The following is a 24638-nucleotide window of genomic DNA, read 5'->3' as shown; positions in this document are numbered from 1 at the left end:
TCAGGTTGTTTATTTATTGTTTAATGCTTGTTGGATGCGGATGATCATATCGCTGTAGTGATCGGCAGTGGCTCTGTCGCTGCTATTTTTGCGGCTGTTTAACAACTGCATCAAGCGACTCAGTTCTCCACGTTTTGCACTAACGGCGTCGGATACACGATGAATAGAGAAATAATTCAGGTTACGTCCAGCGCGTTCACTTTCTTTTTGTGGCTGCAAGGAGAAGCTACAGAAGCCATCGAAGCCGGTGAGGGCAAATTCTTCCTGCAGTTTTTTGGCAGCAGGCTGTGCTACTGATTTATCAATGCTTACAATCAGGGCATCTACAAAGCCTTTCTGGCTGTTGCGCTCAAAAATATCCAGGGTTTGACCTTTGATGGTTTTGGCGAAAATACCTTGGTGCATATCTTGCATCAGGTCAGACACGGTGTAGGCGGAAGGGCCGTTGGCCGCTTCATTTTCCAGCATGCGCGACAGTCTTTCATCGCGGAGCAGATCGTAATAGAAGAAGGATTGTAACCCTTTCGCATATACGAGCGCGCCGTATTCGATATTACCGATCGGACTTTCCTTGATAGGATAGCTTTTTACATAGATATCATTTTTAAACAGCCAAGCCGGTGTATTGAAAACTTCCTCGATGAGGTATTTTACCGCCTCTTGTTGTTTCTTTTTAGGCACGTGTTGGTAGCTGTTCTGTTGCTGACCGAATACAGTAGGCGTAACATAGATACCGCCAACATTGGCCAGTACATGGTAGCCATACTGGTTCCATTGACCGATAGCGCTGTTCAGCATTTTACCCGCTTCATCGTAGGTACTACCCTCTTCCTGTGTCCAACTGAGGATTTGAGGCACAATGCGTTTCAGGTTTTGCAGGCCATAGCGACTTGCTTTCACCGCATCATTACCGAGATCTTCAATCTGACTGCGAGGATCAATCGCATCTCTCACATCCTGTTGTTCACCGAAGGCATAGAGTGGATCATTTTCGTGTGCGCGTAACTGTTTGTTCAGTTCCGGCAGTTCCTCATGCGGTGTTTTATCGGTATAGCGGTAAGCCCAGCCGATAGCGAATTTATCGTATACCCCAATGGCAGGAGTGATCTGTGTAACGTTGTCTCCCGGTTGTGCCACATAATTAAAACGGGCGTAGTCCATGATAGACGGAGCGGTACCGCCCATACGGGAAGTGAAGGCAGGAGAACGGAGGGAATCCACCTCGAAAGCGAAGGAGCTACCCATGTTATGTTGCAATCCCAGTGTGTGGCCTACTTCGTGGCTGGATACAAAACGAATAGCATGCCCCATGAGGGAATCGCTGAAATGATTACCACGAGCACGTGGGTCGATGGCGCCTGTTTGGATACGTACCCAAGAATGCAGGGTGCTCATCACGTTATGCCACCAGATGATATCTGCTTCCAGGATCTCGCCGGAGCGGGGATCTATCACAGAAGGGCCCATGGCATTGGCTTTAGCAGAAGCTGCGTAAGTCACCACAGAGTAGCGGGCATCATCACCGTCGAAATCTGGATCGTTGCTAGGAGCGTCCTTTGCGATGATAGCGTTTTTGAAACCGGCAGCTTCAAACGCTTTTTGCCAGTCTTCGATACCTGCTTTGATATAAGGGCGCCATTGTGCTGGTGTGCTGGCATCGATATAATAAACGATCGGTTTCTTTGGTTCTACGAGTTCGCCGTTCAGGTAGCGCTGCATATCTTCTGGCTTAGGTTCCAGGCGCCAGCGCGTGATCAGTTCTCTTTCTTCCAGTTTATGTTGTGCATCGCTGAAGTACCATCTAGGAGTAGTAAATAGTCCTACTCTTCTATCCGCGAAGCGGGGTTTCATGGGTTGTTCACTGAGCAAAACGAGGTTGGTAGTGGTTTCTATCGAGACTTCCACACCGGTAATTTTCGATGTCAATTCAGATTTTGCCACCACGTTTTCCTGGAAGGATTTGATACCGCGGATGCGCGACAGGTCTTTGATAGGGGAACCTGGCAGTCCGAGGGATTCAAACACGTTATTGATACTGTTGTTGGAGCCGTCGAATAGTTTAGACACGTTTACTACAACAGCAGAGGTATCTTTATTATACGCTTCAATTTTAAACTGGTCGATCAGGGAAGGGATGAAGTTATCTGCCACAGATTGCGCGATAGCGTTATTGGCAGGTACTTCCAGGAATGGGTTCTGTTTGCGCAGAAAGAGTTTATTCAGCAGGGTATCTCTTTCAAAAGCGATCACCATGTTGGCATAGTTCATTCCTTTATTGACGCCCGCTTCATTGAGTTGTTCTGGTACTTTGGACAATTTATTCACTACAAGTAGCTGTCGGCCCATCAATTTCAGTGGGATTTCAAAGTAGTAGTCCGTTTTCACGCGGTGTACTTTCAGCAGGCCATCGACGGTCACTGCCTCTGCGGTGATGACTTCCGAATAGGGTTTCATCCCTTTGGTATCGGGTTTCTTCTTAGCAGTAGTATCCGCGGCCACCACGGGGGTTTTCTTCCCGAAGAGCCACCCACTTTTCTTTTTGGATTGGGCTATTACATCTGTGGATGTAAAACACTGTGCCGAAAGGGCTACGCATGGAAGTAGCCATAACAGTTTCCTGTAACTTGCGTACATAAATAGGAATGTTATTAAATTGTATTAAACAATACTTCTGGGAAACAATGCGCCAGTCCCATCGTTGCTGATTTCGGTTAACTATATGCTACAGCTAAACCCAGCATGGGCTGGGTTACAAAGGACGAATGGGTTGCTACAAAGTATTGGTGCGGCTATAATAACTTGGGCACAGGCAATGTCTTGTTAAGCAAATGGTTTCTACGTTTAACTTTTTTTTAACTACAGGGCCGCAAAGCTATAGAAAAGTATAACGCCAACCGCATTTTGTTAGATATCTTTCTGGATATTAAAGAAATAATAGCTTGAAATAGGCTACAGTAGGGCATCCCCGTTCATAATATTTTTAAAAAAATTCAGATATAAGTTTATTTATATAGTTCTTGAATAGTTCTTAACCATGTTGAAGAAAGCCAAATTTCAATGAGTACATTATAAAGCAGTATTACATATAAATTTTATTAAAATACATATAAATATCAACGAAGTATCTTATTTTCGTAGAACAACCACAATTTTCACTATGTTGATTGAATTCAGCGCATCTAATTACCGGTCAATTGGAGATGAACAAATTTTGAGTTTAGTTCCAAATTCGGCTCATGATGACTATTTAGAGAATATTATCCAATCATCTGGACATAGTGTTTTGAATGCGGCGGCTATATATGGTAATAATGGAAGTGGCAAAAGCAATTTGATATCTGCGATTGGAATAATGGACAAAATGGTTCACATTTCCGCCCGCACTTCTTCCACTACCAATCTTCCATATGATCCATTTCTATTGAGGGAAGGATATGCTGATAAGCCTACTAAATTCGAAATCATATTTGTTACAGGTGGGTATCGATATAAGTATGGGTTCGAGTACTTTCAGAAGTTTATATATAAGGAATGGCTTTATAAAAAAGGAAAAGGACGCGAAGTATTATTATTTGGCCGGGAAGAGGATATTATTGAGCCAACAAGTGCCTTAAAGGGAAACAAGACAGTTTTAGATGCTGCAATAGAAGCAACGCGCTCTAATGGGCTTTTTCTATCCACTTGTGATATGCTAAATGTAAAGGAAGCCAAAACAATCATGCATTGGTTCAAGCAACTTAATTGTCTGAATGGAATAGATACAGAGGCACAGGAAATCAGAACCGTAAAGATGTTTGATGATAAAGCAATGAGGGAGGCGATCAATAACTACATGCTAAACCTTCATCTGGGAATGATCGACTTAAATGTTTCTACAAAGGATTTTGACGAATCTGATCTTCCGGACAACCTACATGAGAGTCAAAGAAGGCTACTGATAGATAAACTTAAAAATGCGCAAGGATATTCTGTAATGACCATGCATCGGAAATACGATATAGATGGAAAAGAGACAGACGAAACACTATCCTGGAAACTTGATGAACATGAATCAGAGGGTACGATAAAGGCATTTCATCTCAGTGGCCCAATTATATCAGCATTGTCTGCTGGAGGGGTTCTTGTAATTGATGAAATTGAAGCGAAAATGCATCCAATCATTACATTAAGTACCATTAATTTATTTCTAAATAAGAAGACCAATCCATTAGGAGCACAAATTATTTTCGCTACCCATGATACCAATCTGCTTACCTACTCACACCTTAGAAGGGATCAGATATTCTTTACAGAAAAGAATAAATGGGAATCAACAGAACTGTATTCGCTGTCAGGAATTGTTTATCCAGAAAACAATCAAAAGGAACGAATGGATACAAATAAAGAAAAAAGGTACCTTGAAGGTAGATATGGGGCCATCCCTTATCTGGGTACTCTTTCTGTTTTAATCAATCATGTAGTAGATGGCAAGAAAAGGGACAACTAAGTTTGCGAAAAAGCAGGATGCGGCTGACGTTCGTATTGAGAAATGGCGTAAATACCAAAAATTCTTATTAATTGTATGCGAAGACCAAAATACAGAACCTGCCTATTTTACATCATTTGAGCAATTTTTTCCAGAACACACATTATATCTTAAAATTGTCGGTGCAGGACTAGATCCACTAGGAGTGGTCACAAAAGCTATTGACCTAAAAAATCAGTTGGGTGGGCTTACCAATCGAGAGATTGATGAAGTTTGGGTGGTATTTGACAAAGATGATGCGGACTTAAACCAGACAAGAATTAATCGGTTCAATACTGCATTTTTAACTGCTGCTAAGCATCATTTTAAGTTGGCCTGGAGTAATGAAGTGTTTGAGTTATGGTTGCTATTGCATTTCGTTGATGTAAACCCGGCGATTTCTCTTCCCAGACAACAAGTTTATCAACTATTAAAAGAAACTGTCAATAATCGTATTCAGCCTAACAAAATAGCTGATGGACATAGTAATCCCCAAATAATACCTTATTTAGTATCTCACGGCAGTGAGGAGGATGCAATCAACAGAGCCCAAATTCTACTCCAACATCATGGTCAAACGCATCCGATTGCGGCCAACCCTGCTACCACAATGCATTTATTGGTAATCTCATTGAGGCAGTGGATACACTACTACAATTACCAACCCTAAAATACTGCAGCAGCACTTTATTCTACACAATTAGACTAACCGTTTCGTATTATCGTTAACGTTACCACACATACTTCTGCGAACATGCAATCATCTGTATACCGAAACGGCGTACTTTTGTACCATGTATACCATCCAAACACTGACAGGCAAGAACGATATTACGCTGAAAGCCATTGCGCACAGCGATCTGCCAGAATTGGCCATCCTGGCCAATGAACCGGCGATTGCGGCCAATCTCCGGGATTCCTTTCCCTCTCCGAGTACGCTGGAAACAGCCACCAACTTTCATTCCCTCATCTCACAGGGAAAAGTAGGACATGTATGGGGTATTTATGTAAAAGATAAACTTGCCGGTGTCATTTCGCTGATCCCGCAGACAGACATTTACCGTCATTCCGCTGAAATCGGCTACTGGCTGGGACTCCCCTATCATGGTAAAGGTATCATGCCGGTAGCAGTGTCATTGGTGACAGATTATGGGTTCCAGGAATTGCACATCCACCGCATTTATGCAGGCGTGTTTGCATATAATGAAGCTTCCAAAAAAGTACTGATGAAATGCGGATACCAGTTGGAGGCCATTAAAAAGCAAGGGGTCATTAAGAATGGGATCATGCATGATGAGCATGTCATGGTTAGATTAAAGGGGTGAGGCGGCTTAAAAAAACATGCACATACATTATAAAAACATGCAATAACAAACAACAATTATCTACTAACTTATGTTATAAATTGGTTACTATAGCACAAAATCTGGAGTAGCTTTGAATTCTTGACCCCAAAATTTTTTCCATTATGAAAAATGTTTTCTCCATTATTCATATTGTCCTATTGACAATATGCGCTTCCCCATCTAGAGCACAGTCAAATGGGTGTACTTCCACATTAGCCATTAATAATCAGGGTGGGCTACCTAGTCAGCATTATATTATGTCTAATTTTTCCGGGAACAATCAGTTGGATATGTTTTTAAATCGAGAGGTTAATGTTTTAAGGAATTTTTTTGGAGTGAATCCTGGCGTATTTTATTTCCAGGATGATCCGGCCGCACCAAATGCACTAGCAATGCCTGTTATTGAAAGTTACAATAACCCCTCAGGTACCATTATTCTAGGCTTAAATCTTGCCAGTAGAGAATTTGGCATTTCCTGGAGTGGAACAACTATCCCGCTCATTCTTGCCCATGAATTTGGGCATATTTTGGATTATAACATGCAAGCATTACCTAATTATGATACAAAAACAAAGGAATTGTTTGCTGACTTCATGGCAGGTTGCTTTCTTTTTTACCGAAGTACATTGACTTATACTGATATCAACGCAATTGTCGTATCATTTTATTCTAAGGGAGAATATGATTTTAATAACCCCAATCATCATGGAACACCAGACGAACGCAGAAATGCTCTGACCGCAGGATATAACTGGTTAAAAAGCGTATCAAGTCCTAGTGTCTACGTTTCTCCTAAAGATGCGATAGTAGCAGCTAAAGCTTATTTAAATTCAAATTAAAGCAAGTACTATTTTATTAATTATAACCACAAGCGCAGATGAATCATTGAATTCATCTGCGCTTGTGGTTTAATACCATTACACAATGAAACTAGAGGCAGTCAAAGGATAAATAAGGTAATGACTTACACAGGTAGTAGGCCTTGCATCCCGAGGGCTTCGTGTCTCCCTAAATATTTAATAATCAAATACAAACAATCGCGTTCTTATCTACCTTCAAAATACCTAGTTATACTATGTATTTTGTTATACATTTACCTCATGAATGAATCCTTTGTAACAAATTGGAAATCGCAGGTGAAAAAGGGAACATTAACTTTCATTATCCTGAATATCCTTAAAGGCCATGAATATTACGGTTATGAGCTGATTGAACAGATTAAACAACATACCGATATGGACATTGCCGAAGGAACGCTTTATCCGCTCCTAAACAGGTTAAAAACGGAAAACCTGGTAGATTCAAAATGGGTGGAACAGGAAACGGGCATCCCTAGGAAATATTATTGTCTGACCCCGGTAGGAATCAAAACCCTGGCCCAGATGAATGAATACTGGAAAAATCTTGAACGTTCAATCCATAAAATAATCAAATGAAGATAGCGCCTATAAAATTTAACCTACCAGCTTCCACCAGGGTGTATAACGACTACATGAAGCGCGTGAAAAAAGTGACCAGCGGTTTGCCAAAAGAGAGCCAGGAAGATATTTATATGGAGATGAATAGTCATATTTTTGAAGCCATCCAACATAATGACAAGATAAATGAAATCGACTCCCTGCTAGATATTTTAGAAAAGTTGGGGCCTCCGGAAGAAGTGCTAAAACCCCTTGTAGCCGATAAAAAACTCGAACAGGCCACCAAAACATTCAATCCGATACATGTATTCAAGGCCTTAGCCCTGAATATTACCAACGGAATTGCTTATATTATATTCGCCCTGCTGTATTTGTTGTTATTCGGGTTTGTTTTCCTGATCATTGCCAAAATCGTATATCCCTCTCAGGTAGGCATGTATTATAAAGCCAATACCCTTTTTGTGCTGGGAATAACGGAAGCGACAGTCCAGAACGGGGTACAAGAATTACTGGGAAATTGGTTTATACCTGCCATGATATTGGCAATTGTATTGTTTTATATGGTTCTCACCGCCTTGCTAAAACTTAAAAAAAATCTCAATCATAGATAAACCATGAAAAGAATAATCATAATCACCCTGCTAACGGTAGTAGCTACTACGTCCTTCTCCCAAACTTTTAAACGCCAGCGTTTAGATAGTCTCCTTAATCTTTTAGATGAAAAAGAAAAATTTATGGGGAGCATCGCCGTTTCACAAAATGGTAAATTACTCTATACAAGGGCCATCGGTTATAGCGATATGGCAACGGCCCATAAGGCTGATCCCAACACCCAATACAGAGTTGGCTCCATCACTAAAATGTTCACTGCCACCCTCATTATGAAGGCAGTGGAAGAAAATAAATTATCCTTGGATCAAACCCTGGATAAATACTATCCACAGGTCGAAAATGCAAAGAAGATAACGATTAGACATATGCTAATGCATAGGAGTGGTATTCATAATTTAACGAATGACTCCCTCTACATGACCTATAATACCCAACCCAAAACTGAAAAGGAACTGATGGAGATCATTGCCAATACGAAAAGCGATTTTGAGCCAGGTTCCAAATTTGGTTATAGTAATTCGAACTATATCATCCTGACTTTCATCCTGGAGAAGGTCTATTCCAAACCTTATGCTGAAATATTAAAAAACAAAATTATCACCCCTGCAGGTTTAGCCAATACCCATTATGGAGGTAAAATCGACCCTACCAAAAATGAGGCTTTCTCCTATGTCTACAAAACAAGTTGGACAAAAGAAATGGAAACCGACATGTCCATTCCGTTGGGAGCTGGCGCCATCGTATCCACACCATCTGACCTAACGGTTTTCAGTGAAAATCTTTTTGCAGGCAAGTTCGTATCCACCAGGTCTGTGGATTCCATGAAAACCTTCAACGGAAATTATGGGCTTGGATTGGGTAAATTTCCTTATTATGATATCTTCGGTTACGGCCACACTGGCGGCATTGACGGGTTCGGGTCTGTATTGGTTTACTTCCCTTCTGAGCAATTATCAGTTGCTATCACCGGGAACGGCTTGGGATATACCACCAATAATATATTATTATGCGCTTTGAGCTGCTATTATAATAATCCTTTTGACATGCCAAATTTCAAAACAGTAGCCATCAACGCTGAAAGTTTGGATCAATACCTGGGGAAGTACGCCAGCAGCCAAATTCCAATAAAAATTCAAATCACGAAAGTGGAAAACAAACTGTATGGACAGGCCTCCGGCCAACAGGCATTTCCACTGGAAGCTATGTCTTCAACAACTTTTCAATATGAACCGGCTGGTGTTGTACTTGATTTCAATGCCGAGAAAAAGCAAATGGTGTTGAAACAAGGCGGTCAATCGTTTATGTTTACAAAAGAATAAAGTATTGATGGGGACTGTATAGTTTAGCGGTCCGCAAATTAAAAATGATAAAGATCAAAGGCCGGAACTGACGTCTGCGACGTCAGTTCCGGCCTTTGATCTTTTTTGTCGTCCCTGTCCAATGGGCAGGGACGACAGACTGGAAAAATTATAATTTCACCACTGGCAGCGTCATTGCATCTTTATCCAATTCCAGCACTACCACATATTGCAGTTTTCCCTTTAAACGCTCTGGCAAGGATACTTGGATGCCTTCACTACCTGTGTTTACAGTTACGGATTGACCAGTCATGGTATGCGCCCCCACTACCTTAGCGCCAGGAAGGGCAGGCAGTACCAGCGCAGCCGTGTCTGTATTCAATACATGCAGATATATTTTATTTCCTTTACGAGTGGTTGCATAGTTAGCAGTGGCTTCATATGGCCCACCGTACGTATTGTAAACTGCGGTGCCATTGATCTTCAGCCAGTCGCCTATCTCTTGCAGTCTTTTTACCTGTCGGGCTTCTATGCGTCCATCGGACATAGGGCCGACATTCAGTAAGAGGTTACCGTTTCCGCCAGCCGTTTTGGAAAGAATGGCAAGGATGGTTTTGAGCGATTGTAAGTGGTCATTGGGTTTCCAGGCCCACTGTTGACAAATGGTAAAACTACTTTCCCATGGCATCGTCATGTTCAGGCGTCCTACCGCGCGTTCCGGCGTATCGTAATCCCCCACCATCTCTGCGGGATCTATTGCTTTATTCTCCATGGCAGCGAACTTCTTTCCCAGCCTGTTATTGGTGATAATTCCTGGTTTGATACTTTTTACATAGGTGTAGATTTCTCTACCTAATGAATCTGTCCATGGACTCTCCCACTGGCCATCAAACCAAAGCATGAAGGGATCGTAGTTTACAATCAACTCCTTCAGTTGATTCTTCATAAATGCAACATATCGCTGCATGTTTGCATGGGGATCAATTTTCCCGTTGTGGGCAGAGTGTATAGGGTAATCTGGATGGTGCCAATCCAATACCGAGTAGTAAATACAGAGTTTTATGCCCTGCTTTTTACAGGCTACCTGCAAGGCTTTCAGGATATCCTTTTTATAAGGGGTATTTGAAATATTATAAGCAGTATACTTTGTAGGCCACAAACAAAAACCATCATGGTGGCGGGCGGTGATCGTCAGGTAGCGCATACCAGCATCTTTTGCCGTTTTCACCCAGGCGTCTGCATTGAATAGTGCCGGGTTGAATTCTTTATAAAGACTGTCGTAGTCTTCCATTGGGACTTCCTTATCACGACTCCATCCAATCTCTGTACCACGGAGCGTTACCGGTCCCCAGTGTATAAACATGCCAAATCGGTCACTCATGAATGTATTGATGGTACGCTGTGTGGGCGTCTGGGCATGGAGCTGAGCGGTAAATAGTAAGCAAAGGAGCACTACTAGCTTGTTCACTTTCATAACTTGGAATTAATAAGGAAATATAAATTGTATATAAGACCATTCTTGTCGGGCTAAAGTTAAATGCTTTATGTGAAACGCAATGCATCTCAAATGATGGATGCTGACAGTATATTAGCAAAAAGCTGTTTGACCATGCGCATAATGCCTTTTTTATCATATCCATACAGTTCATGTAATTGCTGCTGCGTCCCCTGTACCGCAAAGGTATCGGGCAATCCGAGGCGTTTTAATGTAGTATGATAACCATGCTCCACGATGAATTCCATCACCGCGCTCCCCACTCCTCCCGTGATACAGCCATCTTCGATTGTGATCACCTTAGAAAACTGACGACAAACCTCATGTAGTAAGGCCTCATCCAGTGGCTTAAAGAATCGAAGATCATAGTGCGCTACGCTCAACTGTTGTGTTTCCAGCTCCTCGCAAGCTTCTTGTACATATTGTCCCACTGGGCCAAGGGAAAGGATGGCGATATCTTTACCACTCCTGATTTTTCGTCCTTTTCCAATTGCTAGTTTTTTGAAAGAGGCCGTAGGTGATGACATTCCCACCGCCTTTGGATAACGAATGGCAAATGGCCCGTTTCCTTTGGTGGCCTGGGCTGTAAAGAGAAGATTTCGGAAGTCTTCCAGATCCATAGGAGACGCACCGGTAATGTTAGGAACGCATTTTAAAAAGGCAATGTCAAAGGCGCCGTGATGGGTAGGCCCATCTTGGCCTACCACTCCCGCCCGATCAATGCAGAAAATGACATCCAGGTTTTGGAGGGCAACATCGTGAATGACTTGGTCATAGCCACGTTGTAAAAAGGTGGAGTATATGGTGCAGAAAGGAATCAATCCATCAGCAGCGAGGCCAGCAGCAAAAGTAACGGCATGTTGTTCTGTGATACCTACGTCAAAGACACGGTCCGGCATTTCTTTCTTCATCTTTGTTAGGGCACTTCCTGATAGCATCGCAGGGGTTACTGCCATAATTTTGGTGTTGCTAGTGGCCAACTCTATTAGGGTATCACCAAATACATTCTGGAAAGTAATCGCTTGATTGGAAGCGCCGTCTATATCCAGCGTAGCGCCTGTAAATGGGTCGAATTTTTTGGGTGCATGCCATTTCGCTTTATCGGTCATGGCAGGAGCAAATCCTTTGCCTTTAGTGGTTACACAATGTAATAACTTAGGGCCTGGTATATGCTTCAGTTTTTCCAATAGGTGGATCAGCTTTTTAAGATCATGGCCGTCTACAGGGCCGAAGTACCGGATATTCAACGCTTCGAAAAGATTGCTGTAGCGCAATAATCCCCCTTTCACCGTTTTTTGGAGCTTCCGTACTACTTCCATAGGCCACTTGTCGGGCTGACCGGGATGTGATAACAATTGCTTTATGTGCTGTTTTAATGTGTTGTAATGCTTACCAGTAGTCAACTCCGTCAGATAGTCTTGGAGAGCGCCCGTATTAGCATCGATCGACATATTATTATCGTTCAGTATGACCAACATATTGGGTTGTTCATAGCCGGCATTATTCAATGCCTCAAATGCTTGTCCTGCCGTCATGGCGCCGTCGCCGATTACCGCAATATGTTGCCGTGTATGGTCACCGCGGTATTTGGCAGCGCAGGCCATACCCAGAATAGCCGAAATAGAAGTAGACGAATGACCAGTGCCGAAGGCATCGAATTCGCTTTCGTCCCTGCTAGGAAAACCGCTGATCCCTCCCAGTAGCCTGTTTGAATAAAAACGACTCTTTCTTCCTGTTAGCAATTTATGTGGATACGCCTGGTGCCCCACATCCCAAACTAATTTATCTGTTGGTGTATTAAAGACGTAATGTAAGGCCACTGTCAGTTCCACCACACCAAGACTGGAACTGAAATGACCACCATGCGAGGCTACATGCGCTATTAAAAAAGATCTCAGCTCTTTGCAGAGGGCTTGCAGCGATGAAACAGGGAGTTTCCGCAGCTCATCGGGCATATCAATATTAAAATTTCCGGGCATTCCATGTATTTCGCACAAATTTAAAACGCTTAAATTTACAGTACAGATACAGAATTCACACAAATAACCAGTACAGATATGAAGGTCTATAAATTTGAAGCCTTTACGAATGCTATTGAAAAAAACATCCGCGAAGGTGTATTCAAACCTGGACATAAATTACCTTCTGTTCGTGATTTGAAGGAGCAATATCAAACCAGCATCAGTACTATACAGCATGGATATGAGTACTTGGTTGCCCGTGGATTGGTGGAGTCTGTGCCTAAATCAGGTTATTACGTTAGTAACAGGCCGGATTTATCACCACAACAAGTGAAAGCCAAACACCGGCCGATAGCCAGGGACCCTATTTTCAAGCATCACCTTGGATTGATTACCTCACAGAAAGATGGTCGTAAATTCTCAGAATTCAATGTGGCCGCTCCTGGCGATCTGTTTGTCCCTCAAAAATTAATACTTCGCACCATGCAGCAGGTCATCAGAGAGCAGGGCGCCGCCTTGCTACGGTATTATCCTTCCAATGGATCGAAGGAATTAAAGGAGAACATCATAAAAAAAGCGGCTGTTCATCAAAGTATTATCAATCCAGAGGAACTGCTGATTACGGATGGTGCTTTACAGGCGCTATACATCGCGTTAGCCTCCGTCTGTAATCCTGGCGATGTGATAGCTGTTGAGAGTCCTTGTGTATTTTCTGTACTGGAAGTGATACGGGTATTGCAGCTCAGGGTGATCGAAATTCCGATGGACCCATACGCTGGATTTGATGTGGACTACTTGAGAAAGGCGTGCCGGACTAATGCTATAAAAGCGGTTATAGTAACGCCCAATTTCCATAACCCCACGGGGAGCTTAATGACCGATGAGAAAAAGTTAGCACTACTATCTGTTGCACAGCGCTATCATGTGGCGCTGATTGAGAATGATATCTTTGGCGATTTGCACTTTCACGGACAACGGCCGAGTATCATCAAACGATATGATGATAGTGGCCTCGTGTTATCCTACTCTTCTTATGCCAAAACACTTGCCCCAGGCATACGCGTAGGTTGGCTGGCAGCGGGGAAATTTATGCAACGTGCGGAGCAGATCAAGTTTGCCTTGGGGAGTACTGTTTCGCCACTATACCAGGAGACGGTTAATCGTTTGCTGGCCGGCAACCAATATGACCGACATGTTCGTGCATTCAGGATGCAGTTGGCAAAGAATGCGCATATTGCCATCAATTTGATTGCTGCGCATTTTCCGGAGAAGACGTCTATCCTTACACCCACAGGGGGTTATAATATCTGGGTGAAGATGCCAGATGATATTGATATGGCGCATTTCTATGATCAATGTGAGAAAATTGGGGTCAAATTCACGCCTGGTTACACTTTCTCGTTCTCAGGCGCTTTCGACAAACATTTTAGAATTGTCTTTGCCGATAAATTTTCTCCCAAAAGAATGGGGGCCATCAAAATGGCCGGACAACGGGCACGTTAATATCTGTACTGCTTATTTATTCAAATTCTGTACTGTGTATCCTTCCAGGAAGTGTGATAGTTTTGCTGTTATAATTACGATAGGATATGAACATCATCACGAAATTTACGGTAGTTACGAAACAGGCAATGGACGCGCTTTTGATGCTGACACACGAATTGGCCAAAGAAAAATACGCCACGCTACTCGATCAAAAAATATTAGACAGCTATATCGCTATTCATTTTAATGAGCAAGCCCTCGTTAGCGAAGTGAATAAAATCTCCAACCAGTGGCTGATTGTTTATGTGGATGATGAACCCGCAGGATATGCTTGTATCACTTCCAAGGGGAACAGGCCAGCGGCCCTTGAAGGTAAACGGGCGGTTCGCATAGTGGATTTCGGGGTACTCAATAAATATTCCGATCCAGCCATCAAAGCGTCCTTACTTGAAAAATGCCTTACTGTATGTAAGCCATATGAAAGGATATGGATCACTGAATTCCTTGACAACCCCTTGATTCCGCTATTTGAAAGCAAGGGATTCGTTAGGCAACCTGAAAACGGGCAGTTGGAGGAATTGCCATTGGCTTCCGTGTGTTTGATCGCGTAAAGCTCAGTCATCGTCAAACGGAAGTTCAATGTGTTTATTTTCAGGAATGAAAGATAATTGAACCGGAATTCCTTCTTCATTTCTTTCCTATCTTTGGTAACAGGTGCCAGGCAAAGTACACGTGTCTCCTCGGTATTAAAACTAAATCTTTTATTTGCAAAATCCTGACTGATGCAATTATTCAATGGTCGTTTATATCCAGAAGAAATCATTCCTTACCTCCAACAATTCGATAAAGCAGGTTATGTGAATGAATTGAAAAATGTGATTGACATTGGATTGGCGGAGATAGGGAGACACGCGTCTAACGAGTTGTATACCTGTTGTATAGCTACGGATATTTATTCCTTAGAAACGACTGTCTCTTTTGACGATTTTGACACCAGCGAAAAATATAGAAAGGATTTGTTCTCCGCCTTGGATAAGCGTTACCAAATGAAACTTGAACAAGGGAAACTCACCAAAAGGGACCGTGTACCAGATATGAATAACATATCGCGCAATTATGATGAGCCGGATAAATATGCTTTTCCCAAGATGGCCAGTGTGAAAAACCCCTCTATGCCAAAGAGTTTCGAGTTTTATACACAAAGGAAATGCTGGTATGAAATTTTCCCGCTGCAACAGGAAGTACTCCCCTACGCTATCCAGCAATTTAGTAAGCTATCGCACCTGCATCCTCGATTTGAAATATTTTTCATTGGGATGGAATCGAAGGATGGGTTTATCTATAAAAGATAGGATTACGCAGCAAAAATTAGGGATCTCAAAAACTGGAAAATAAACCGGACCATCCTCCTCTATTCTTTCCACCATTTCTACTACAGTACCTACCGCCCGCTCCCCTCCTTTTAGTAATGCCAGTTCCTTCTTCAAATTCAATACAGCAGCGGTTAACATCAAACCGCCAACGATTAAGAAAATGAGATATATGATCATTGGGTTCGCTTTAAATTCTAATTACTTTTAATTTTCGTTCTTGCTTAAACGTAGTTTTCGTTTGCCCTTCTTGAAAGTTTATTAAACAAAAAGTACCCGGCGCCAATAATTATCAACGGTATGGCGATGGCCATAAAAACAATGGACCAATTGAATATCCAGAAGTACCCCACCATTCTCGGCGATCCAGGGTTTTGAGGATCATACAGAAAGTTGGCTTCCTCCCCGATATGCCAGGCCGAAGGGTTAGTGGCATAGGCATGACGGTACATGATCTGACCACCTTTTGTTTGCACTGCAAAAACTGGAGAATAGGCGCCATCATCTTCTTCCAGCGAAGTAACTATACCAGTAGTTCTTTCACTGCTATTGATGAACGCAATGGACTGTTTCAATTGCTGTAATGAAACGGCCAATAAAATAAGACCAGTAATCAGAAATAGGCTATACCGCATAGGATGATTTGAATGATATTATGTAGTTGATGGATATAATAGATAGGGTGCTACCCTCTCCTGCCAATCTCCGGGAGCTGTATAACGGCTGATATCTTCGATGTTATGATCACCTGATCCAGCCACCAAGGCCTCTGCATCATTTAATCCTGTTAGTAGATCGAGATGCCTAGTGCCGCTATTATTTACATAGGTGGGATACTCAGCCCATGCAAAGGAATTAGGATGGAGGTTTTTAATAAGCCGGATTAGCAGCCAGCCATATGCCACTGGTCTGAAAACAGTTGGATCCTGCACATGGAACATAACCCCATTACATTTCTCGCCAACATATTTTCCTTCTGCCGGTTTAAAAGTAATGGGCCGTGCAATGACGCCATTGGGATGTAGCGCATTGAGGCTTGTAGCGATACGAGCGCCATCCATCCAAGGAGCTCCCGCAATGCGGAATGGAGTGGCCGTTCCACGGCCTTCGCTGATATTGGTGGCTTCTAGTAAACCTAGCCCTGGGTATAATAATGCAGATTCAAAACTGGGTATGGCTGGAGAAGTAGGCACAAAAGAATACTTCCAGTCGGGGTAGAACATGGTTCGCTGCCAATACTGGCAGCGTATTACCTCCAATCTGAAGGCATCCGCATGGGCAGGTAAGATCTTAGTAGATTTGAAATATAATGCTAGTTCTCCTAAAGTGCAACTGTGTCTAATCGGCATGCGCCATCTACCGATAAAGCTACTTGTATGTAGCTCATCCAGCATGGGACCTTCTGCGAGATCTAGTCTACCAGATAAGGGATTGGGCCTATCCGCAATGACTAAATGCTTCCCATGAAGGGCACAGGCTTCCATCACATGGGTCATTGTCCAGAGATAAGTGTAGAAACGGCAGCCGATATCCGGAATATCAAATAAAATCAGATCGAGTTCCGCCAGATCCTTTTCATCAGGGGCCAACTTGCCCCCATACAAGCTGGTAACGGGAAGTCCGGTCAATGGATCTATCCCATCGTGCATTTCTGCACCATCCACGCCAATCGTATCCAAACCATGTTCTGGAGAAAACAACCTGGTGATCTTAAACCCAGCGGCCAATAATGCTTGTCGAACCGGTTTGAAATCTACGGTGCAAGCAGCATGATTGGTGACTAAGCCAATCCTGCTATTTTTCCAATCAGGAGGATTCGCCAATAAAGTATCAATACCAGACAGCATGGAATTCATTGATCAAGTAATTTAACTACAATAGCCTATTTGACTCCTCTAATTTACTTTTTTTATCGTGAAAACACGATAGTAGCCATGTCGTTGAAGTGTGCGACGCAACGATGCTACATAGCATTTCTATCGCTGGGCTCATCAACCTCCTACTATACTATCTCTGTCTACCAACCAACCTGTTGTTGATAAATGTCAACAAGCTTTTGTATTATTTATCATCGTTTCCAGCCTCCCCATCATAGCATCTTTGCTTAAGAATTTCAACGCGGTTATCGCCTAATTAAAATCTTAATCAAAAATATGTTATGAAAACAAAACTAATCCTATTCATGCTGGCGACATTGCCCATTATTGGGTTAAAGGCCCAATCTGTCGCATCCCCTATCGGCGCCGATCTGATCGTCTATAACGCGAAAATAACTACACAAAATCCCGCGCAGCCAGTGGCTTCTGCACTCGCGGTAAAACGAGGAAGGATTTATGCCGTAGGCTATGATGCGGATATGCTTGCACTGAAAGATAATCACACCAAACTGATTGATGCAGCAGGCAAACGCCTGATTCCTGGCCTGAGTGATGCGCATGTGCATGTACTGAATGAACGAAATTATAATTACAACGTAAGATGGGATGGTGTGCCTACTCTCAAAGAGGCACTGGATATGCTGCGTGAGCAAGCGAAAAGGACGCCAGAAGGCCAATGGGTAAAAGTGATTGGAGGTTGGTCTCCTTATCAATTCAAGGAACAGCGGTTCCCTACTATGGAAGAGCTGAATAAAGCCGTTCCCAATAGGCCTTTTATTGTGCAATATGCCTATAACCAGGCCTTTATAAACGAGCTAGCGATGAAAGCGATGGGGGTCGGGACTTCACAATTCCCTATGCCGCCGGGGACAGTCTTCGAGAAAGATAAAGAAGGCCATAATACCGGGGTGGTACATGGTTATTCCTTCACGTTCATTGCCATGGAGGCAATGGTACCCCATCCTTCTTTTGAAGAACAAGTGAGTTCCTTCACTTATGTGATCAATGACCTGAACCGATTTGGCATCACTTCCGTTATCGATGGCGCTGGCACCATAGGTTATCCAGAAGGACATGAAGCCTTACAGGAATTGATCCGCGACAATCGCCTGAACATCCGTTTCCCATTTATTGATTTGCAGTTCGCCATAGGAAGTTCGTTCGTAGATGCAGAAATCAATGCTATCACTAAAAAATCGCCTATCAGTCCGGGTGAAAATTTGCACCCTACCATGCTCCATGGCCATGAATATGAAGGCACCGGCGAAGTATTAAGGGCGGAATTACATGACCATGAAAATTTTGATAAACCGGCTTATATCATCGACAAGGATACCATGCGTCAGTACATCGAAGAAGATGTGGCCAAATTGGTAAAGCGTAGAATTCCTTTTCGGATGCACATCAGTTATAATGAAAACATTACCCCTTTCCTGGATGCGCTGGAAAAGATCAATCAAGAGACTCCCTTTGATGGCCTGCGTTGGAGTATCGAACATGCCGAAACCATTAGCCCGGAAAATATTGAGCGCGTAAAAAAACTGGGAGGTGGTATTGCCTTGGACGATAAAATGGCCCTACATGGAGATGCTTTTATCAAGACCTACAGCCGAGAAAAAGCCTTACAAACGCCATTGCTGCGTCGACTGGTAAACAGCGGTATTCCCTTAGCTATGACTACAGACGGTTTCAGGGCCTCTTCTTATAATCCATGGATTGGCATTGCGTGGACGGTGACTGGCAAATCTGTATCAGGTTCGGAAGTATTGGCGACGGAAAATCGTTTAACCCGGGAAGAAGCACTGAAATTATACACCGTAGGTCCGGCTTGGTTCGAGCATCACGAAAATGAAAAAGGAAGAATCGCTCCTGGTAACCTGGCAGATTTTGCCTTGCTCAACGCAGATTATTTCACGGTACCTGAAGACGATATCAAAAACATACGTTCCATCTTGACGGTGGTAGACGGAAGAGTGGTATTTGGAACAGAGCAATACAGCAGCCTTGCTCCAACGCTCCCAGCAATCATTCCGACTTGGTCGCCAATAAAATATTTCGGTGGGTATTACCACTCCAAATAAGTTCAAATTTATCAACAATCATTCACTCCATAAATTAAAACATCATGCAAACACAAGAAGTATTTACCAAAACAAAATGGGCCATTGATACCATGCATAGCCAGATTGGCTTTAAAATAAAGCACCTTATGTTCACCAACGTGAGAGGGTCTTTTACAGAATATGCCGCTAGCATCTATACTACCGGCTACGATTTCCTGACCGCCGAAATCGATTTCTGGATCAATCCTGCTTCCATTAATACCAATCAAAGCAAACGGGATGAACACTTGAAGAGCGCGGATTTCTTTGATGTTGAGCAATTTAAAGAGATCACCTTCCGCGGTAATACTTATGAAAAATTAGATAACGGGGCAGACTACTACTTATATGGGGATCTTACTATAAAGGGTATTACCAAAAGAGTAAAATTGTACGTAGAGTTTAACGGTATTGTAAAAGATCCTTGGGGCAATGAGAAGGCGGTATTTAATATTGAAGGTAAGATCAACCGTAAAGAATGGGGCCTCAACTGGAATGCAGCCCTGGAAGCTGGCGGTTTGATGGTGGGTGATGATGTGTTGATCGATATTGAAGTACAGTTAACAAAAGAGGAGGAAATGCAAGGTTAAGGCCTATATCAGTGCTTAATGCTAAAAGCAGAAATTAAGCTGTATCCAATAAACAACAAATGAATTGACGTCTGCGACGTCAATTCATTTGTTGTTTATTGTCGCCCCATCTTTACAATTCTTAACCACCCCTTCACACTTTTTAACCGGTTGATTCATTGTCCATCTTTGTTGCTTATTTTAGCCAGATAATATCTGCTAATTATTAAATCACCATCGCGTGTTTTCAAAAGAGACTTATATCAATCGAAGAAACAGACTGCAATCGGACATGGGCAGTGGGATCGTTTTATTGCCTGGGAATGATGACTGTGGCATGAACTACCGGGATAACATTTATCCCTTCCGACAAGATAGTAGCTTTCTGTATTTTACGGGAATTGACAGGCCTGGTCTGACCTTCCTGATCGATATTAATAACAACCGGGAGATTTTGTTCGGCAATGAAGCCACTATTGAAGAGATCATGTGGACCGGCCCTGTAGATTCGTTAGCTTCAGATGCCGCAAAAGCAGGCATTTCAGATATAAGGCCCCTTTCGCAGCTCGATAACTTCCTGGCACAAGCCGCACAGCAACAGCGTCATATCCATTATCTGCCGCCCTATAGACCGGAACATACCCTCAAACTCTCCACCTGGCTGAATATTCCAGCAGCATTGGTACCTCAACGTATATCCGTTCCGTTAATAAAAGCAGTGGTCAACCAGCGTGCCATTAAATCCGCTGAAGAAATAGCGCAGATTGAAATAGCTGTTAATACCACCATAGATATGCAGCTCAAAGCTATGGAACTGGCAGCAGCCGGTATCACGGAAACGGAGATCGCGGGCCGTTTGCAAGCAGTGGCCATTGGCGCCGGCGGTAATATATCCTTCCCCGTTATACTCACGGCCAATGGACAATTCCTCCATAACCATCCGCATAAAACGGCCTTCCAAGACGGGCAATTAGTTCTCTGCGACTGTGGCGCGGAAAACAGCATGCGCTATGCCGGCGACCTTACCCGTACCCATCCCGTTAATAAAAAATTTACCACTGCACAGCGAGAAATTTATGACATCGTGTACAATGCCTATCAAGCTGCTGCTGATGCGGTAAGACCTGGCATTCGGTTCAAAGACGTACACCTACTGGCCTGTGAACAAATCACAACGGGACTTATCTCATTAGGTTTGATGAAAGGGTCCGCCCAAGAAGCGGTAGCAGCAGGTGCGCATGCACTCTTCTTTCCTTGTGGGCTGGGGCATATGCTTGGACTAGATATTCATGACATGGAGGGCCTGGGTGAAGAATACGTGGGATATACGGATGTCCTGAAGAAGAGTACCGAATTTGGATTGAAGTCGCTCCGCCTCGGACGGGAATTGGAAGAGGGATTCGTACTGACCATCGAACCAGGGATTTACTTCAATCCCTTACTCACAGCCGCTTGGCAGGCAGAAGGCCGCCATAAGGATTTTATCTGTTATGATAAACTAGCCGCCTACAACAATTTCGGTGGCGTGCGCCTGGAAGACAACTTCCTCGTGACCGCCAATGGTAGTCGTATATTAGGACGCCCATTTGCCAAAACCGCTGCTGAGATAGAAGACCTCATTGCTCAATAAATGTCTGCTTATACATGAAAAACACCTTGTGGCTACTGCCACTTTTATTATTGTTTGCCTGCAATGCCGGCAAAACGAAGAACACTGGTAATGCGCAACTGGACTTGCTCGCAGAAAAGTATGTTCGTCTTGGCTTGAATATTGGGCAATACGATACCGATTTTGTGGATGCCTACTACGGTCCTGATTCCCTGAAACCAGTATCCAAACAAGCTGCATTTCCGAAAGACAGCTTCCTGGTAGAAGTGGATGCACTGAAAAAAGCATTACAAGCCGTAGCTACCACAACAGATAATGATACCATCCGCATTCGTGCCAACTGGATCACGCACCAACTCACGGCTTTCAGTCGGCGTATCAAGATATTCTCTGGGGAGTACAAACCGTTTGATGAAGAATCCAAAGAATTGTTTGGAGCAGTGGCGCCCGTATATCCAGAAGAACATTTTCGCTCGCTGATAGCGGAACTCGACAGTTTGCTCCCTGGCAAAGGTCCGGTAGCAGAGCGTTTCCAGCAACTGGCTAATCACTTCATTATCCCAAAGGAAAAACTGGATACTGTTTTTAAAACAGCTATTGCGGAAGCCCGCAAACGTACCTTACAGCATTATGCGCTCCCCTCTACGGAAGACTTCACGCTGGAATACGTTAGCGGTAAGCCTTGGATGGGATATAACTGGTATAAGGGGCACTATAAAAGCCTTATTCAAATCAGTGCCGATTTGCAGATTTTTATCGAAAAGGCAATAGATCTGGGCTGCCACGAAGGGTATCCTGGGCATCATGTGTATAATATGTTGCTCGAAAAAAATCTGTATCATGACAAAGGATGGGTAGAAATCTCTCTATATCCTCTTTTCAGTCCACAGTCGCTGATTGCAGAAGGAAGCGCTAACTATGGCATTGAAATAGCGTTTCCAGGAGACGAGAAAACTACCTATACCAAAACAGTACTTTTACCACTGGCCGGCCTCGATACTACGGGCATTACCACCTATTTCAGAGCGTTGGAAATCAAGGGCCGTCTCAATTACGCACGCAATGAAATTGCCAGAGGCTTGCTAAACGGCAATATGTCCGACTCCACGGCTGAGCAGTGGTTGTTGAACTATACGCTGCTGAATAGGGAGGGAGCTGCCAAAGGGTTGCAGTTTATCCGTAAAAATCGGAGTTATGTAATCAATTACAACTATGGCCAGGATCTGATTAAAAATTATATCAACGCCAAAACAGCAGGCCAACCCAATAAAAGATGGGATGCATTTAATTATTTGCTCAGTAACCAGATCACTCCCGATGATTTGATTAAAGGAGCAGCGGGGAAATAAAATAAGGAAGAAGCATAATAAAAGAACCTTGCAGGACATAAGTCTGCAAGGTTCTTTTGTTTGTGACTGGAATATGCAGCACTGTTATCTATTGCATACTCCGACCAGCTTTAATTTGTGCATCGATACTTTTTGATCAGCAACCAACACTATTCTAAAATCCTAACTCCACTACATAATCTGTTTCATCAGGTGTTTTATCCAGCATTAGCAACACACCGTCTTTGGATTGAGAAAATCTAACGGGTCGCTTATCAATAAACACTTTTGCCGATTTAATTTTTTTATCTGTTAGCGGCAGAAAAAGTGCTTTATCTTGGAGATCAAGGATATGTACAAACAGGCGGTTATCTTTTTGGGTAGTTACGCCCCATTTGTGTTGTGACACGAGGCCGCCGCGAGTACCGTAAATAGTTTCACCATATTGTTTCAGCCATTCGCCCATGGCCTTGTAGCGTTGTATAGCGATATCTGGAATCGTACCATCTGGTCGTGGGCCTACATTGAGCAACAGGTTGGCATTATTGCCCGCTGCTTTTATCAGATACTGGATCAACTCCTTTTCAGATTTGTATTTCAGGTCTGTTATATTATATCCCCAGGAATTATTCATGGTTTCACAGGTTTCGAGCGGCAATTGGCTGATTGTTTTGTCTGCTGAAAATCCGGCGGTATTTTGTCCTGGTAGATCCCGTTCAAATGCCTGTGCATCTTCCCCTTCCAGTGGCGCTAAATGATGGTTGTTAAGAACCAGGCAGGCAGGTTGCAAGGAATGGATCAACGAGTAAATCTCATCAAAATTCCAGTTAAAATCCTTGGGCTTATCCCATTTACCATCAAACCAAATAGCGCCTATTTCGCCGTAGTTGGTCAGTAGCTCTCTGAGCTGGCCTAACATAAACTGATGATAGGTTTCCCATTTTGCTTTTTTGCTTTCTTCGTTTTTCACCACAAACGGCTCATCCGGGTTGTAATCGGGTCTGCCCCAATCGAGCAGGGAATAATAAAAGTGTAGTTTGATCCCTTGGGCATGGCATTCATCGGCCAGTTCTTTCAGCACATCTCGTTTGAAAGCTGTTGCATCTATAATGTTATAGGGCGATTGTTTGGTGGCAAACATCGAAAAGCCATCATGATGACGCGATGTAATGCAAATATATTTAGCGCCCGAAGCTTTTATGTTGGATACCCACTCCTTGGCGTTGAATTTGGAAGGATAGAAACCACCTGCCATTTTACTGTACTCTCCATAATTTATCTTTTTGAAATTCATTACCCATTCCCCGTCTGCCATCATACTGTAAATACCCCAGTGAATAAATACGCCGAATTTATTATCCTGGAATTGTTTCCTATAGTCAAGATTTCCGGCTGACGGCGTATAGCCTTTCTGGGCAAAGCTGGTGAACGTGGTCAGTAAAAGTGTGGCAATTAGTAATGATTTCTTAAACATAATTTTCAAAAGGTAAATGTGAATATTCTATTAGGCTTTGGTATTTTATTATGTATATACATATGTACATTTTGGAAAAATATAAAAAAAAGGTTGTGAAACCTAATCGTCGATCCTTCCTATTTTTATAGTGCCCTAGGGGAAATTGGCTTTCATAACATCTTCATACAATTTTAAATATTTATTGATC

At 43.0% G+C, this 24638-nt stretch carries 20 protein-coding genes; 14 read left to right on the top strand and 6 right to left on the bottom strand.

Annotation, left to right across the window (positions count from 1 at the left end; genetic code table 11):
- Positions 1-9 precede the first annotated feature (9 nt).
- Positions 10-2634: a zinc-dependent metalloprotease gene (locus JO154_RS07115; RefSeq protein WP_291943163.1), complete on the bottom strand. Its 2625-nt coding sequence runs from the start codon at positions 2632-2634 to the stop codon at positions 10-12.
- Between the two features lie 523 nt (positions 2635-3157).
- Between JO154_RS07115 and JO154_RS07110 the strand changes: the two genes are divergently transcribed.
- The 7 genes from JO154_RS07110 (at position 3158) to JO154_RS07080 (ending at position 9199) form a co-directional block, all read left to right on the top strand.
- Positions 3158-4486 carry an ATP/GTP-binding protein gene (locus tag JO154_RS07110; protein WP_291943162.1) on the top strand — a complete coding sequence of 443 codons (1329 nt, stop codon included), beginning with the start codon at positions 3158-3160 and terminating at the stop codon, positions 4484-4486.
- Positions 4464-5174 (top strand): RloB family protein, encoded by a 711-nt coding sequence (locus JO154_RS07105; RefSeq protein WP_291943161.1) that lies wholly within the window; start codon positions 4464-4466, stop codon positions 5172-5174. Before JO154_RS07110 ends, JO154_RS07105 begins: the two co-directional genes overlap by 23 nt.
- Positions 5175-5298: 124 nt before the next feature.
- Complete coding sequence (locus JO154_RS07100) at positions 5299-5829, top strand: GNAT family protein (protein WP_291943159.1); 531 nt, start codon at positions 5299-5301, stop codon at positions 5827-5829.
- Between the two features lie 143 nt (positions 5830-5972).
- Positions 5973-6689 carry a hypothetical protein gene (locus JO154_RS07095; protein ID WP_291943157.1) on the top strand — a complete coding sequence of 239 codons (717 nt, stop codon included), beginning with the start codon at positions 5973-5975 and terminating at the stop codon, positions 6687-6689.
- 261 nt (positions 6690-6950) lie between these two features.
- Positions 6951-7286, top strand: a complete 336-nt coding sequence (locus JO154_RS07090; protein ID WP_291943155.1) for a PadR family transcriptional regulator — start codon at positions 6951-6953, stop codon at positions 7284-7286.
- Positions 7283-7879 carry a DUF1700 domain-containing protein gene (locus tag JO154_RS07085; RefSeq protein ID WP_291943154.1) on the top strand — a complete coding sequence of 199 codons (597 nt, stop codon included), beginning with the start codon at positions 7283-7285 and terminating at the stop codon, positions 7877-7879. The genes JO154_RS07090 and JO154_RS07085 overlap by 4 nt, the downstream gene beginning before the upstream one ends.
- A gap of 3 nt (positions 7880-7882) precedes the next feature.
- Complete coding sequence (locus JO154_RS07080) at positions 7883-9199, top strand: serine hydrolase (RefSeq protein WP_291943152.1); 1317 nt, start codon at positions 7883-7885, stop codon at positions 9197-9199.
- Positions 9200-9347: 148 nt separating this feature from the next.
- Here JO154_RS07080 and JO154_RS07075 read toward each other — a convergent pair whose 3' ends face one another.
- Positions 9348-10652, bottom strand: coding sequence for an alpha-L-fucosidase (locus JO154_RS07075; protein WP_291943151.1), 1305 nt, complete (start codon positions 10650-10652; stop codon positions 9348-9350).
- 89 nt (positions 10653-10741) lie between these two features.
- Positions 10742-12652 carry a 1-deoxy-D-xylulose-5-phosphate synthase gene (dxs, locus tag JO154_RS07070; RefSeq protein ID WP_291943150.1) on the bottom strand — a complete coding sequence of 637 codons (1911 nt, stop codon included), beginning with the start codon at positions 12650-12652 and terminating at the stop codon, positions 10742-10744.
- Between the two features lie 78 nt (positions 12653-12730).
- Between dxs and JO154_RS07065 the strand changes: the two genes are divergently transcribed.
- The 3 genes from JO154_RS07065 to JO154_RS07055 all read left to right on the top strand — a co-directional run bounded on the left by JO154_RS07065 (position 12731) and on the right by JO154_RS07055 (position 15471).
- Complete coding sequence (locus JO154_RS07065; protein ID WP_291943147.1) at positions 12731-14137, top strand: PLP-dependent aminotransferase family protein; 1407 nt, start codon at positions 12731-12733, stop codon at positions 14135-14137.
- An 86-nt stretch (positions 14138-14223) separates the two neighbouring features.
- A complete protein-coding gene (locus JO154_RS07060; protein WP_291943146.1) occupies positions 14224-14730 on the top strand; it encodes an N-acetyltransferase in 507 nt (168 codons plus the stop codon).
- Positions 14731-14901: 171 nt separating this feature from the next.
- Entirely contained in the window at positions 14902-15471 is a 570-nt protein-coding gene (locus JO154_RS07055; protein WP_291943144.1) for a hypothetical protein, read from the top strand.
- Positions 15472-15713: 242 nt separating this feature from the next.
- On the opposite strand, the gene JO154_RS07050 is transcribed toward JO154_RS07055, so the two are convergent.
- Positions 15714-16124 (bottom strand): DUF3592 domain-containing protein, encoded by a 411-nt coding sequence (locus tag JO154_RS07050; protein WP_291943142.1) that lies wholly within the window; start codon positions 16122-16124, stop codon positions 15714-15716.
- A gap of 18 nt (positions 16125-16142) precedes the next feature.
- Complete coding sequence (locus JO154_RS07045; RefSeq protein WP_291943141.1) at positions 16143-17345, bottom strand: DUF1343 domain-containing protein; 1203 nt, start codon at positions 17343-17345, stop codon at positions 16143-16145.
- Positions 17346-17647: 302 nt separating this feature from the next.
- On the opposite strand from JO154_RS07045, the gene JO154_RS07040 reads away from it, so the two are divergent.
- The 4 genes from JO154_RS07040 to JO154_RS07025 all read left to right on the top strand — a co-directional run bounded on the left by JO154_RS07040 (position 17648) and on the right by JO154_RS07025 (position 22995).
- The gene (locus tag JO154_RS07040) at positions 17648-19447 is read left to right on the top strand and encodes an amidohydrolase (RefSeq protein ID WP_291943139.1); all 1800 of its coding nucleotides are present in this window, start codon (positions 17648-17650) and stop codon (positions 19445-19447) included.
- Between the two features lie 44 nt (positions 19448-19491).
- Positions 19492-20058 carry a YceI family protein gene (locus JO154_RS07035; RefSeq protein WP_291943137.1) on the top strand — a complete coding sequence of 189 codons (567 nt, stop codon included), beginning with the start codon at positions 19492-19494 and terminating at the stop codon, positions 20056-20058.
- Between the two features lie 220 nt (positions 20059-20278).
- Positions 20279-21667: an aminopeptidase P family protein gene (locus JO154_RS07030; RefSeq protein WP_291943136.1), complete on the top strand. Its 1389-nt coding sequence runs from the start codon at positions 20279-20281 to the stop codon at positions 21665-21667.
- Between the two features lie 14 nt (positions 21668-21681).
- Positions 21682-22995 carry a hypothetical protein gene (locus tag JO154_RS07025; protein WP_291943135.1) on the top strand — a complete coding sequence of 438 codons (1314 nt, stop codon included), beginning with the start codon at positions 21682-21684 and terminating at the stop codon, positions 22993-22995.
- Between the two features lie 154 nt (positions 22996-23149).
- On the opposite strand, the gene JO154_RS07020 is transcribed toward JO154_RS07025, so the two are convergent.
- The gene (locus JO154_RS07020; RefSeq protein WP_291943133.1) at positions 23150-24448 is read right to left on the bottom strand and encodes an alpha-L-fucosidase; all 1299 of its coding nucleotides are present in this window, start codon (positions 24446-24448) and stop codon (positions 23150-23152) included.
- Positions 24449-24638 lie beyond the last annotated feature (190 nt).

Origin of the sequence: Chitinophaga sp., assembly GCF_019236475.1 — a bacterium.
Lineage (GTDB): Bacteria > Bacteroidota > Bacteroidia > Chitinophagales > Chitinophagaceae > Chitinophaga.
The sequence above is the reverse complement of the archived record's forward strand: the minus strand, read 5'-3'. Positions and strand labels throughout refer to the sequence as shown.